Genomic DNA, 12,878 nt, shown 5'->3' with positions numbered 1-12,878 from the left:
TGATGTTTGCCGACGCCCGCCTGACCAATCTGATCGCTAACCTGCTGGCTTTGCTGGCAGTGTCGGCCATGCTGATCAGTGTCCTGGCGTGGACGATCCGGCGGCCGTATTTTTCGATCAACCGCATCGAGCTGGCGCCCATTGCCGATGCCAGCCTGCAGTATGTTTCGCCCAGCAGCATGCAGGCTGCGTTGGCAGGCCAGGTTCGGGGTAATTTTTTCCTGCTGGATCTGAATCAGGTGCGTCAACAGATCGAGAACGTCCCTTGGGTGCGCCATGCCACCGTGCGCCGGGTATGGCCTGCGACCTTGCTGGTGCACGTGGAAGAACAACAGCCTTTGGCGCTCTGGAACGAGAACCAGATGATTAATACCTGGGGCGAAGCCTTCACGGCCAGTGCGGGTGAATTGCCCGATGAGGTCGTGCTGCCGCAGCTTAATGGCCCCGTCAATTCCGAACGGCTGGTGGTGCAGCGCTATGCGGAAATCGCTCGCTGGTTTGCTCCGCTGGGGTTGCGCGTGCGCGAGGCCACCCTGACGCCCCGTTATGCCTGGGAAGTGGCCTTGTCGGACGGTGTGCAGCTGAACCTGGGCCGCGACCCTGCCGCAGATGCAACTGACCCGCATGGCCGCTCGGGGGCCTTGCCCTTTGCCGCCCGTATAGAACGTTTTGTTCAGGCTTGGCCGGATTTGACCCGGCGCCTGGGCGATCGATTGATTGCCAGTGCCGACTTGCGTTATCCGAATGGATTCGCCATCACGCTGGCCCCTGAAACCGCTGCTCACTCTGAACCGCTCAAACCATGACCCGTGACATCAAAGACCTGATCGTTGCTCTCGATATCGGCACCAGCAAGGTGGTGGCTGTCGTGGCCGAGATATTGCCCAGCGGCGGCTTCGAAGTGCTGGGTCTGGGCCAGCATGAGTCCGAAGGCATGCGCAAGGGGGTGGTGGTCAATATCGAATCCACCGTGAATTCCATCCAGCGCGCCCTGGAAGAAGCCGAACTGATGGCGGACTGCAAGATCCGCGAAGTTTATACCGGCATCGCCGGCAGCCACATCACCAGCTTCAACTCCAGCGGCATGGTTGCTGTCAAGGATAAGGAAGTGACCGCGACCGATGTCGCCCGGGTGGTGGAGACGGCCAAGGCGGTGAATATTCCGACGGATCAGCAGGTACTGCATGTGCTGACCCAGGAATTCATTGTCGATGCGCAGGATGACATTCGCGAACCCATCGGCATGAGCGGCATGCGTCTGGAAGTCCGGGTGCATATTGTCACCGGCGCGGTGAGTGCGGCACAAAATATCGTCAAGTGCGTGCGCCGTTGCGGCCTGGAAGTCCAGGATCTGATTCTGCAGCCGCTGGCCTCCAGCTTGTCGTGCCTGACGGCGGATGAAAAAGAACTGGGTGTGGTGCTGGTGGATATCGGTGGCGGAACCACAGATATTGCAATCTACACGGGGGGGGCGATCCGTCATACCTCGGTGGTGCCGATTGCCGGTGATCAGGTCACGAGCGATATTGCCGCCATGCTGCGCACCCCAACGCCGGATGCCGAAGAAATCAAGCTGCGCTATGGCGTGGCCAAGCAAGTCCTGGTGGATGCCGAGCAGATGATCGAGGTGCCGGGTCTGGGCGACCGTCCTAACCGCAGCGTCAAGCGTCAGGCACTGGGCGCGGTGATCGAGCCGCGCATGGAAGAGCTGTTTGGTTTTGTGCAGCAGGTGGTGCGTGAATCCGGTTACGAAGAATTGCTGGCTTCCGGGGTCGTGCTGACGGGCGGGACTGCCCTGATGCCGGGCATGGTCGAGCTGGCCGAGGATGTGTTTTTGAAGCCGGTGCGCGTGGCCGTGCCGATGTATGAAGGAAGTTTGGCCGATGTGATGCGCAATCCGCGCTTCTCGACGGTGATGGGATTGTTGACCGAGGCGCGCATGCAGCGGGCACGCGGTCGCAAAGTCGCGCAGCAGAAAGGAGCAGTCAAGTCCATTCTGACGCGAATGAAAGAGTGGTTCATGAATTAACCATGGATCTTCAGGGGAATGTTTTGTTTATCCGTATGTGAGGGAGTCAAACATGATGAATTTTGAAATGCTGGATACCAGCCGCAACGGGACCGTGATCAAGGTCGTTGGCGTCGGTGGTGCCGGTGGCAATGCCGTGTCTCATATGATTAATGCCGGGGTGCAAGGGGTGGAGTTCATCTGCGCCAATACCGATTCTCAGGCCCTGGCCACCAGTGAAGCCCCGGTGCAGATCCGCCTGGGCCGCTCCGGCTTGGGGGCGGGGGCAAAGCCCGATCAGGGGCGCGCGGCGGCTGAAACCGCACGCGAGGAAATCCGTGCCGCCCTCAATGGCGCGCACATGGTATTCATCACCGCCGGCATGGGCGGGGGCACTGGCACCGGGGCGGGGCCCGTGGTGGCCGAGGTCGCCAAGGAACTGGGCATTCTGACGGTTGGCGTGGTGACCAAACCCTTTATCTTCGAGGGCAACAAGCGCATGCGCCTGGCCGAGGAAGGCATACGCGAACTGTCTCGCCACGTGCATTCTTTGGTGGTGGTGCTGAATGAAAACCTGTATGACTTGATGGATGACGATGCCACCCAGGAAGACTGCTTCCAGGCGGCGGATGATGTCCTGCACAATGCCTGCGCAGGCATTGCGGAAATCATCAATGTCGAAGGCAACGTCAACGTTGACTTCGAGGACGTCAAGACCATCATGGGCGAGCAGGGACAGGCCATGATGGGCACCGCCGTGGCGGCTGGTGCCGATCGCGCCCGGGTCGCTGCGGAGCAAGCGATTGCTTGCCCCTTGCTGGAAGGCGTGGATCTGCATGGTGCCCGTGGCATCTTGGTCAATATTACGGCCAGCCGCACTCTGAAGATGCGTGAGACTCGTGAAATCATGGAGACCATCCGCAGCTATGCGTCGGAAGATGCCACCGTGATTTTCGGGACAGCCTATGATGAATCCATGGGCGAAACCCTGCGGGTCACCGTGGTCGCCACGGGCCTGGGTGCCGCCAACAGCCGTCCGCAGCTGGTGACCACGCCGGCTGAGGCCCAGCGCACCGGAACGGACGATCAGCCTGTGCATCTGGGCCATGATTTCTCCGGCACCGATGTGCCTTCGGTGATTCGCAATCCGCGCACACATGCCTCGGCCCAGGTGCGCGCCCTGGAAGGTGCCGGAATGGATCATTTCGACATCCCGGCGTTTCTGCGTAAACAGGCGGACTGACCTACAGGCAGGCCTGACCGTTTTTACCTCACATCGCGGCTGTTGTGCCGGTCGCGGCGCCTGACACATGCCCCCCTGGCCCCTGGGGGAGCATGTGTCTTCGCACGTCCTGGGGGCTTAGCTGTTTGATTTTGCTACCGATTAAATTCGTGGAAAACCCTAGGCCGGGGTACAATGGCGGGATTATCTTGGTGTGTGATGTTTTTGTCATACCCCATTGCCAACCAGTCATTGCCCATGCTCCTACAGCGCACCATCAAGCAATCCATTTCCACTAAAGGCGTAGGCCTGCACTCGGGCAGCCGCGTGGAAATCACCTTGCGTCCGGCTCAGCCCAATACCGGCATTGTTTTCCATCGTGTCGATCTCCCTCAGGTGGTCGATTTGCCGGCACGCGCGGATGCCGTGGGCGATACCCGCCTGGCTTCGGTGCTGCAGCAGGGTGCCGTCCGGGTATCCACCGTCGAGCATCTGATGTCTGCCCTGGCAGGCTTGGGGGTCGATAATCTGCACATCGACCTGAACGCCGAAGAAGTCCCCATCATGGATGGCAGCGCAGGAACCTTTGTGTATCTGCTGCGCAGCGCAGGTCTGGTCGAACAGCCCGCTCCAAAGCGCTTCATCCGCGTACTCAAGCCCATCGAGATTCGTGATGGCGAGGGTCCCGGCGCCAAATGGGCCCGGCTGGAACCCCATCATGGCTTTGCCCTGTCATTTGCGATTGATTTCCACCATCCGGCCATCAACGCCACAGCCAACCAGGCGCAGGTGGATTTTTCCCAGGACTCCTACGTCAAGACCATCGCCCGGGCGCGCACATTCGGCTTTGCCTCCGAGGTCGAGGCCCTGCGGGCCATGGGCTTGGCGCGTGGCGGCAGCCTGGATAACGCCATCGTCATGGACGAATACCGCGTGCTCAATACCGATGGGCTGCGCTACGACGATGAGTTCGTCAAACATAAAATCCTGGATGCCATCGGGGACCTGTATCTGATTGGGCATCCATTGGTGGCGCGGTATGTGGCCAATAAATCCGGTCACGACATGAATAACCGCCTGGTGCGGGCCTTGCTGGCCCAACAGGACGCCTGGGAACTCATCAGCTACGAATCGGCCGAGACCGCCCCTGCCGCCTTCACCCGTGATTGGCAGCTGGCTTAAGCGGCGTTAGCCGCGATGGTGCCGCAATAATCTGGATACCGCATCGGCCAGCGGGCTGGGGCTTAGCTGCTGGCCCAGGGCCTCGAACGCCTGCAACGCCTGGGCGTTCAGTGGTTGGGCATCGCGCTGGGGCTTTTGTGTCACGTCACGCCCCATGGCCGCGTCAATGCGCACGACAATACTGTCAATGGCCCAGCCTGCGTTTTGCAGGTGGCGGGCTGCCTGGCCGGTCAACTGGCGCAGCCGGGCGGCGTGCGCCGGGCCGGGAACTACCACCGTCATTTGCTGTCCATCAATACGGGCGACTCGGGCCCATGCCCGCAAGGCAGGCGGCAAGCCGGCTGCCAGCACGGCTTGCGCTGCCATCAACTGATGGGCTGCCTGCATCAGTTGGGCGCCCTGGGGATGATGGTCGAGCCAATCCAGGGCGGATACCCCGGCGGAATAGCTGCGATGGCGAGAGGCCGAGGACATAAAGGAACGATTGAATGAATATGCAGTCTAGGGATCAGCAAGCAGCAAGCAAGCTGAACCATTCTAACGCGAGGTTTCTAAAGCCAATCGGATTATTGCTGGCTTTGGCGCTTGCTGCATGGGGTGGGGCCAGTTGGCAGGCCTGGCGCACGCAGCAGCCCGATCCTGCGCAGCGTTTGGCGCTGGATGCACAGCGTCTGCAAGACGTCGCAACTTTGCAGGGCAGCATTACCGGTCTGGCGGGCAAGGTCGGTGAGCTTCAGGGGCGTGTCCTGGCCATGGATGCCTTGCGCGGGCGGATCGCGCAGGCGGCGGGCCTGAGCTACAGCGCTCCTGAACTCGCGCCGCTGGCGACCGCGCCTGTCATTGGGCTGCACCCCGAGGCCGATCCTGCCCAGGTGCTGGACGACATGGATGCCGAGCCTCTGGATATGACGGGTTCAGCCCAGGCGCTAGGCCGTCATATCGACGCGCTGGGCACCCAGTTGGACCAGCAGGAAGATGCCTATGCCCTGGTGGATGCCGCCTTGTCCCGGCAGACGGGGTTTCAGGCCAGTTTGCCCACCTTGGCACCGGTTGATTATCCCGCCCTCAGTTCTTCCTTTGGCTGGCGGCGCAATCCGGTCAGCGGTCGGCGCAGCATGCATGAAGGCCTGGATTTCGTCGCACCGCGTGGCACACCCATCCGGGCGGCTTCCGGTGGCCTGGTGGTTCGTGCAGGGGCCATCCGCGGCTATGGAAAAATGGTCGAGATCGATCATGGCAACGGCTTGCGCACTCGCTATGCCCATGCCTCCAGCCTGCTGGTCAAGGCCGGCGACTTGGTTCGCCAAGGAGATTTGATCGCTAAAGTAGGCAGCACGGGCCGTTCCACCGGCTCGCATTTGCACTTCGAAATCCGCATGGCGGATTATCCGCTGGACCCGACCTTGTTTATCCAGCCGGGAACACCTACCTTGCAAGCTGGCAATCCCGTTCAACTGGCAGGGGCAAACCCAGTCAAAGCGACAGACTCCCAGCTGCGTTAAACTGCATCGTTTACCTGCGGTCGCCGTCCGGTGGCCGTGCCTGACAATTCTTTCGGTTGCCAGCTCTTGCAGACCCCGGAGCTGGTACCCACCCCAGCGACGACATACTATGGTTTCTCTGCTCAAAAAAATTATTGGCAGCCGCAACGACCGGTTGCTAAAGCAGTACCGCAAGCAGGTCGCGCAGATCAATGCGCTTGAACCCTCACTGCAAACGCTGTCCGACGACGAGCTCAGGGCCAAGACTGCGGAATTTCGCCAGCGCATTGCGGATGGGAAATCCCTCAACTCCTTGCTGCCCGAGGCCTTTGCCGTTGTGCGCGAGGCCAGCAAGCGTGTGTTTGGCATGCGCCACTTCGATGTGCAGATGCTGGGTGCCATTGCCTTGCATAATGGCAAGATCGCCGAAATGCGCACCGGCGAGGGCAAGACCCTGATGGCGACCCTGGCGGTGTATCTCAATGCCCTGTCAGGCCGTGGCGTGCATGTGGTCACAGTCAATGACTACCTGGCCCGGCGCGATGCCGACTGGATGGGCCGCCTATACGGATTCCTGGGCATGAGCACCGGCGTGGTCGTGCCCCAGCAGGAAAACGAAGAAAAACGCGCCGCCTATCAGGCCGACATCACCTACGGCACGAATAACGAGTACGGCTTCGATTACCTGCGTGACAATATGGAATTCCGTCCGGAAGACCGCCGCCAACGCAGTCTGTCCTACGCCATCGTCGACGAGGTCGATTCCATTCTGATCGACGAGGCCCGCACGCCGCTGATCATCTCCGGTCAGGCCGACGACAATACCGAACTCTATGTACGCATGAATGCCGTGCCGCCTTTGATGGTGCGGATGACCGAAGAGCCCAAGTCCCACGAACCTGAACCCGAGGGTGATTTCTGGGTGGATGAAAAGGCCCAGCAGGTGCACCTGTCCGAGGCCGGCCAGATCAAGGCCGAACAAATCATGATCAAGCAAGGCATTCTGCCCGAGGGCGAATCCTTGTATGATCCGCGCCATATTTCCCTGATGCATCACCTGTTGGTGGCGCTGCGTGCGCATAATTTGTTTCACAAAGACCAGCAGTATGTCGTGCAAAACGGCGAGATCGTCATTGTGGACGAATTCACCGGGCGCCTGATGGCCGGGCGCCGCTGGTCCGATGGCCTGCATCAGGCGGTCGAATCCAAAGAAGGTGTGCGGATCCAGAACGAAAACCAGACGCTGGCCTCGATTACCTTCCAGAACTACTTCCGGATGTATGACAAGCTGTCCGGCATGACCGGGACGGCGGATACTGAAGCCTACGAGTTCCAGGAAATCTACGGCCTGGAAACCGTCATCATTCCGACCAATCGTCCCATGGCGCGTGATGACCAGAATGACCAGGTCTTCAAGACCGATGCCGAAAAATACCAGGCGATTCTGGCGGATATCATCGATTGCCACAAGCGCGGTCAGCCCGTGCTGGTGGGGACCACCAGCATCGAGAACTCCGAACTCCTGTCCAATGCCCTGACCCGGGATGGCCTGCCCCATGCGGTGCTGAACGCCAAACAGCATGCCCGCGAGGCCGAGATCGTCGCCGGGGCCGGTAAGCCGGGCCACATCACCATCGCCACCAATATGGCCGGCCGGGGCACGGACATCGTGCTGGGCGGCAGCATCGAAAAACAAATCGATCTGGTGCGTGCTGATCCCGATTTGTCGGCTGCCGACAAGGATGCCCGCATTGCGGCGATTCGTGCCGAATGGGTGCCTCTCAACGAGGCCGTGAAGGCGGCCGGGGGTTTGCGCATCATCGGCACTGAACGTCACGAGTCGCGCCGTATCGATAATCAACTGCGCGGTCGCGCCGGGCGCCAGGGCGATCCGGGTTCTTCGCGTTTCTACCTGTCGCTGGATGATTCGCTGATGCGTATCTTTGCCGGTGATCGCGTACGGGCCATCATGGACCGCTTGCGCCTGCCCGAGGGCGAGCCCATCGAGGCGCGCATGGTGTCGCGCTCCATCGAATCCGCCCAGCGCAAGGTCGAGGGCCGTAACTTCGATATCCGCAAGCAACTGCTGGAATACGATGATGTGGCCAACGATCAGCGCAAGGTCCTGTATGGCCAGCGCAACGAGGTCCTGGAGGCCTCGTCGGTGGCCGACATCATTGCCAATTTGCGTGATGCTGAAATCACCGCTGTATTTCGTCGGTATATCCCTGAGGAAACCGTCGAGGAACAGTGGGATGTGTCGGCACTGCAGACGACACTGGAGTCCGACTGGGCCATGCCGATGGCGCTGGCGGACATGCTGGAACAAGAACCGAACCTGACGGATGACGATTTGCTGGAACGCGTGCTGGCCGAGGCCCGCCGCCTGTACGACGAAAAAATCACCCTGGTTGGCCGGGAAGGCTGGGAGCCCTTCGAGCGCTCGGTCCTGTTGCAGGCGCTGGACTCCAACTGGCGCTCGCACCTGGCGTCGCTGGATCATTTGCGCCAGGGCATTCATTTGCGTGGCTATGCCCAGGTCGATCCAAAGCAAGCCTACAAACGCGAGGCATTTGCCCTGTTCTCCGATATGTTGGACCGGGTGCGCAATGAAACCGTGCGCGTTCTGATGACGGTACGCATCCAATCAGCCGAACAGGTCGAGGTCGAGGAACCCGCCGCTCCGGCATTGGAAAACGTGCGCTATCACCATGCGGATTATGATGCCGCGTTGCGCGGCGAAGACCCTGGCCTGGATCAAGCGCCTGCTGCCCAGGCGGGTGATGCCGGGGCGGTGCCTCGGGTGGGTCGCAATGATTCTTGTCCCTGCGGCAGCGGCAAGAAATATAAACATTGCCACGGCAAGTTGGCGTAGGGGACAGACCCCGATTTCTTTCAGAAATCGGGGTCTGTCCCCTTTCAAACTACAGCAAGAACACGGTTGCCAGTCCCAGAAACAGGAAAAACCCCAGGGAATCGGTGGCAAAGGTGAGCAGCACTGAAGACCCCATGGCGGGGTCCTTGCCGAAGCGGTCGCGCAGCAGAGGGATCAATACCCCCAGAGCGGCGCCGATCAGCATATTGCCCACCATCGCGGCCATCATCACGGCCGCGATGGCGTAGGAATCCGAGATCATCCAGGCGAAGGTGGCGGCAACCAGGCTGCCGCAGGAACCCACCAGGAAAGTCACCTGGAGTTCGCGTTTGACCAGTTGCCGGATGTTGGCGCCAGTGACCCGGCCTGTGGCCATGGCGCGGATGATCATGGTCATGGTCTGATTGCCAGAATTACCGCCAATCCCGGCGACGATGGACATCAAAAAGGCCAGGATCACGATATGACTGACCGTGTCCTCGAAGCGCGAGGCCACCAACGAGGCAATCGAGGCGGTGCACAGATTGACCAATAGCCAGGGGGCGCGGTTGCGCAGGGCCGAGAGCACGGGGGCAAAGATGTCTTCTTCTTGCAGGCCGGCGCGGGATAGTTCTTGTTCCTGGGAGTCTTCCTGCAGCACGTCCACCACCTCGTCGATGGTGACGCGGCCAATCAGGCGGCCTTGTTCATCTACCACGGGCGCGGACACCAAGTCATAGCGTTCAAAGGCGCCAGCGGCGTCAGCGTCCGAATCCAGGGGATTCAGACTCAGGACGTCGGGCTCCATGACCGCATTGACCAGGGTGTCGGGTTCGGAGACCAGCAGGCGCGACAGAGACAGGGTGCCGCGCAGCAGGTCGCTGCGATCCACCACGAAAATCTGATCGGTATGGTCGGGTAGTTCGTGCAGGCGGCGCAGGTAGCGCAGCACGACCTCCAGGGTGACGTCCTCGCGCACGCGCACCATATCGAAGTCCATGATGGCGCCGACGGTGTCCTCGGGGTAGCCCATCGCTGCAATCAGTTGGGCGCGCTCCGCGTCGGTCAGACCCTTCTGGACCTCGGCGATGATGCCGGGGGGCAGGTCGGGAGCCAGATCGGCGATCTCATCGGCATCCATATTGCCGGTGGCTGCGATCAGGTCCTCGTGGTCCATGGACTCGATCAGGGACTCGCGCACCCAGTCCTCGACCTCAAGCAGCACATCCGCGTCGTATTCCTGGCTGACCAGTTCCCAGATGATCTGACGCTGGGCAACGGGCAGGGATTCGAGGATGAAAGCGATGTCGGCTGGATGCAGGGTGTTGACGATCAGGCGGATTTCGTCTTCGTGCTGGCGTTGCAGCATGCCTTCCAGCAGGTTGGAGCCGTCTTCATCCTCGGTGTCGTGCTGACGCTGGGCGATCGCCTCCACGACCTCTTGGCGCTTCAGGATGGACTGCAGCTCCTGCAAGGCCAGTTGGGCGTCTTCCGGGTCCAGGCGGCGAGGGATGACAACAGAGGTAGCGGTTTGTTCAACCGGCTGATCAGCCATGAATCCGGTTCCTCAGAGGGGGGGCAGGGGGCGGCTTCTGCGACTTTCGTCGGTCGCGACGTAGGTCAGCGTGGCCTCGGTGACCTTGATGGCCTCGGCATCCAGGCCCTGGCGCTGGGCGTAGACCTCGACCGCGACGGTGATGGAGGTGCGCCCTGTGCGAATGATGCTGGCATAGAAACTGACGAGATCGCCCACGAAGACCGGCTGCTTGAAGGTAAAGGCATTGACAGCCACGGTGGCCACCCGCCCGCCGGCACGGCGGGATGCCGGGACCGAGCCCGCGATATCGACCTGAGACATGATCCAGCCCCCGAAGACATCGCCATGGACATTGGCGTCCGCAGGCATGGGCATGACGCGAATCACAGGGGGGTGATCGTGGGGGGGCAGGGGTGTGGACATGAAGACCTCGGTGAGTTTGGGGTACGGCAGTCCGCGTGACTTGCCCGGTGTCACGCGTATTTTAGGCGATAGACGTCAACGCGCCGGGGGCAGGGCCATTAATTTTAAAAATCAATCCTGGCCTGACTGCAGAAATCGGTGAGCCAGCATGACCCAGTAGGCAGCCCCCAGGGGAATCAGGTCGTCATTGAAGTCGTAGCTGCTGTTGTGCAAGGTGCAGGGACCTAGACCATGGCCTGGTGTGCGATGGTCGCCTTCACCATTGCCAATCCAGATGTAGCAGCCGGGCCGGGCCTGCAGCATGAAGGCGAAGTCTTCGGCTCCCATGGATGGCCGTACGCCGGTACGGACGTGATTTGCACCGACCAGGTCCGTGAGCACCTGGGTGCTGAGATCGGTTTCGGCAGGGTGGTTGATGGTGGCCGGGTATTCACGGCTGAAATGGAAATCCGCCGTGCAGCGCAGCGCCTGGGCCAGGTGGAGGGTCAGGTCGCGCATGCGGGTTTCGATCTGGTCCAGCACGGTGGTGGACAGGGTGCGAACAGTGCCGCGCAGAATGGCCTGATCGGGGATCACATTATCGGCGGAACCCGCATGTATCTGGGTGACGCTGATCACCCCTGCGTCCAGGGGGTCCTGGTCGCGGGTCAGGATGGTCTGGAAGGCCAGGGTCAACTGGGCGGCTGCAACCACGGGGTCTACCCCCAGGTGCGGCATGGCGCCGTGTGCGCCCTTGCCCTGCAAGGTGATCTGGAAGCGGTTGCTGGAGGCCATGATGGGGCCTGCCGTCAGGCCGAACGTGCCCACGGGCAGGCCGGGCCAATTATGCATGCCAAACACCGCATCCATGGGGAAAAGATCGAACAGGCCGTCCTCGATCATGTGGCGGGCGCCGCCGCCGCCTTCTTCGGCGGGCTGGAAGATCAGCACCACGGTGCCAGGAAAGTCCGGGTGCTGGGCCAGGTAGCGAGCCGCCGCCAGCAGCATGGCGGTATGGCCGTCATGACCGCAGGCATGCATCACGCCTGGATTCTGGCTGGCATGGGCAAAGGTATTGGCTTCAGGCATGGGCAGGGCATCCATATCGGCACGCAGGCCAATGCTGGGGCCGGGGCGCTGGCCGGTGATGCAGCCGACCACCCCCGTCGTGCCCAGGCCGCAGTGGGTGGGGATGCCCCAGGATTCCAGCAACTGGGCCACGGTGTCGGCCGTGCGGATTTCCTGGAAGGCGAGTTCGGGCCAGGCATGGATGGCGCGGCGGATCTCGGTCATGTCGGGCAGCCAACTGCCCAGGGTATCGAATAGGGCTTGTTTCATAAGTGTCTGCTGATCAGAATGTCCAGGGCAGTGGCAATATGGGCATTGCTGGCCACGACATAGCCGCTGTCGGGCCAGGGGGCCTGGTGGTGCAGGTCTTCGCAGACGCCGCCGGCGGCGCGTACCAGCACGGTGCCCGCCGCTACGTCCCAGGGGGCCAGACCCATTTCCCAATAGCCGTCGTAGCGCCCACAGGCGGTCCAGGCCAGGTCTAGCGAAGCCGCCCCCAAGCGGCGCACGCCCCGGGTTTGATGCATGGCGTCGGTGAAGCCCGGCATGTATTGGGATTCAAAGGAAAAATCGCGAAATGGAAAACCCGTGGCCAATACGGAATCCGCCAGCAAGCGGGTGTCGGAGCAGTAGATGCGTCGGCCATTGAGCCAGGCCCCGATGCCGTGCAGGGCGGTAAAAAGCTCTTCGCGATTCGGATCGTAGATCACCCCGATCAAAGGGGTGTCCTGGGGCAGGGGCGTCTGGCCGTCGGGCTGGCTGCCGACGTGGGCGATCAGGGCAATGGAAACCGCATAGTGCGGGATGCCGCTGAGGAAATTGGTGGTGCCATCCAGGGGGTCGATGCACCAGGTGGCCTGGCTGCCCGCCTGGCCGCCGGATTCTTCGGCGATGATGCCAATGTCCGGGGTGCGGGCCTGCAGGATCTGGATGATGGCCTGTTCGGCTTCGCGGTCGGCCTGAGAGACCAGGTCGTTGCGTTGTTTGGTGTCGATGATCAGATCGGAGCGGTGCAGCGCGTGGCTTTGTAAAATGGCCGCAGCTGCATGGGCCGCCGTGACAGCGGCGTCCAAGTAGTCAGCCGACAGGAGATGCGGTGTCATTCTGTGTCGTTCCTGTGATAC

At 61.4% G+C, this 12,878-nt stretch carries 11 protein-coding genes; 6 read left to right on the top strand and 5 right to left on the bottom strand.

What is annotated here, in order from left to right:
* Window positions 1–2 precede the first annotated feature (2 nt).
* The 4 genes from VDP81_RS05690 (at window position 3) to lpxC (ending at window position 4,412) form a co-directional block, all read left to right on the top strand.
* Window positions 3–806 carry a cell division protein FtsQ/DivIB gene (locus VDP81_RS05690; protein ID WP_322996615.1) on the top strand — a complete coding sequence of 268 codons (804 nt, stop codon included), beginning with the start codon at window positions 3–5 and terminating at the stop codon, window positions 804–806.
* On the top strand, window positions 803–2,029 hold the full coding sequence (gene ftsA, locus VDP81_RS05685) for a cell division protein FtsA (protein WP_322996616.1): 1,227 nt from the start codon (window positions 803–805) through the stop codon (window positions 2,027–2,029). The genes VDP81_RS05690 and ftsA overlap by 4 nt, the downstream gene beginning before the upstream one ends.
* 52 nt (window positions 2,030–2,081) lie before the next feature.
* Entirely contained in the window at window positions 2,082–3,251 is a 1,170-nt protein-coding gene (gene ftsZ, locus VDP81_RS05680) for a cell division protein FtsZ (protein ID WP_322996617.1), read from the top strand.
* A gap of 237 nt (window positions 3,252–3,488) precedes the next feature.
* Entirely contained in the window at window positions 3,489–4,412 is a 924-nt protein-coding gene (gene lpxC, locus VDP81_RS05675) for a UDP-3-O-acyl-N-acetylglucosamine deacetylase (protein WP_322996928.1), read from the top strand.
* Between the two features lie 6 nt (window positions 4,413–4,418).
* Here lpxC and VDP81_RS05670 read toward each other — a convergent pair whose 3' ends face one another.
* Entirely contained in the window at window positions 4,419–4,886 is a 468-nt protein-coding gene (locus VDP81_RS05670; protein ID WP_322996618.1) for a DciA family protein, read from the bottom strand.
* Between the two features lie 104 nt (window positions 4,887–4,990).
* On the opposite strand from VDP81_RS05670, the gene VDP81_RS05665 reads away from it, so the two are divergent.
* Both VDP81_RS05665 and secA read left to right on the top strand, forming a co-directional pair.
* Window positions 4,991–5,914 carry a M23 family metallopeptidase gene (locus VDP81_RS05665; protein ID WP_322996619.1) on the top strand — a complete coding sequence of 308 codons (924 nt, stop codon included), beginning with the start codon at window positions 4,991–4,993 and terminating at the stop codon, window positions 5,912–5,914.
* Window positions 5,915–6,023: 109 nt separating this feature from the next.
* The gene (gene secA, locus VDP81_RS05660) at window positions 6,024–8,768 is read left to right on the top strand and encodes a preprotein translocase subunit SecA (RefSeq protein ID WP_323011783.1); all 2,745 of its coding nucleotides are present in this window, start codon (window positions 6,024–6,026) and stop codon (window positions 8,766–8,768) included.
* 49 nt (window positions 8,769–8,817) lie between these two features.
* Here secA and mgtE read toward each other — a convergent pair whose 3' ends face one another.
* The 4 genes from mgtE to VDP81_RS05640 form a co-directional block, all read right to left on the bottom strand.
* Window positions 8,818–10,302: a magnesium transporter gene (gene mgtE / locus VDP81_RS05655; protein WP_322996621.1), complete on the bottom strand. Its 1,485-nt coding sequence runs from the start codon at window positions 10,300–10,302 to the stop codon at window positions 8,818–8,820.
* Between the two features lie 12 nt (window positions 10,303–10,314).
* A complete protein-coding gene (locus tag VDP81_RS05650; RefSeq protein WP_322996622.1) occupies window positions 10,315–10,707 on the bottom strand; it encodes an acyl-CoA thioesterase in 393 nt (130 codons plus the stop codon).
* A 111-nt stretch (window positions 10,708–10,818) separates the two neighbouring features.
* Complete coding sequence (locus tag VDP81_RS05645) at window positions 10,819–12,024, bottom strand: M20 aminoacylase family protein (RefSeq protein ID WP_322996623.1); 1,206 nt, start codon at window positions 12,022–12,024, stop codon at window positions 10,819–10,821.
* Window positions 12,021–12,857, bottom strand: a complete 837-nt coding sequence (locus VDP81_RS05640) for an inositol monophosphatase family protein (RefSeq protein ID WP_323011782.1) — start codon at window positions 12,855–12,857, stop codon at window positions 12,021–12,023. Before VDP81_RS05640 ends, VDP81_RS05645 begins: the two co-directional genes overlap by 4 nt.
* Between the last annotated feature and the right edge of the window lie 21 nt (window positions 12,858–12,878).

It is taken from the genome of Castellaniella sp. (assembly GCF_034675845.1).
In the GTDB taxonomy this organism is placed as follows: domain Bacteria; phylum Pseudomonadota; class Gammaproteobacteria; order Burkholderiales; family Burkholderiaceae_B; genus Castellaniella.
Note: the sequence above shows the minus strand (reverse complement) of the source record. Positions and strands in the feature narration are given on the sequence as shown.

Bases quoted from the DNA above. Each gene is read 5' to 3' on its own strand.
- VDP81_RS05670 (WP_322996618.1), bottom strand. From the start codon at position 4,886: ATGTCCTCGGCCTCTCGCCATCGCAGCTATTCCGCCGGGGTATCCGCC.
- VDP81_RS05645 (WP_322996623.1), bottom strand. From the start codon at position 12,024: ATGAAACAAGCCCTATTCGATACCCTGGGCAGTTGGCTGCCCGACATG.
- lpxC (WP_322996928.1), top strand. From the start codon at position 3,489: ATGCTCCTACAGCGCACCATCAAGCAATCCATTTCCACTAAAGGCGTA.
- ftsA (WP_322996616.1), top strand. From the start codon at position 803: ATGACCCGTGACATCAAAGACCTGATCGTTGCTCTCGATATCGGCACC.
- ftsZ (WP_322996617.1), top strand. From the start codon at position 2,082: ATGATGAATTTTGAAATGCTGGATACCAGCCGCAACGGGACCGTGATC.
- secA (WP_323011783.1), top strand. From the start codon at position 6,024: ATGGTTTCTCTGCTCAAAAAAATTATTGGCAGCCGCAACGACCGGTTG.
- VDP81_RS05690 (WP_322996615.1), top strand. From the start codon at position 3: ATGTTTGCCGACGCCCGCCTGACCAATCTGATCGCTAACCTGCTGGCT.
- VDP81_RS05650 (WP_322996622.1), bottom strand. From the start codon at position 10,707: ATGTCCACACCCCTGCCCCCCCACGATCACCCCCCTGTGATTCGCGTC.
- mgtE (WP_322996621.1), bottom strand. From the start codon at position 10,302: ATGGCTGATCAGCCGGTTGAACAAACCGCTACCTCTGTTGTCATCCCT.
- VDP81_RS05640 (WP_323011782.1), bottom strand. From the start codon at position 12,857: ATGACACCGCATCTCCTGTCGGCTGACTACTTGGACGCCGCTGTCACG.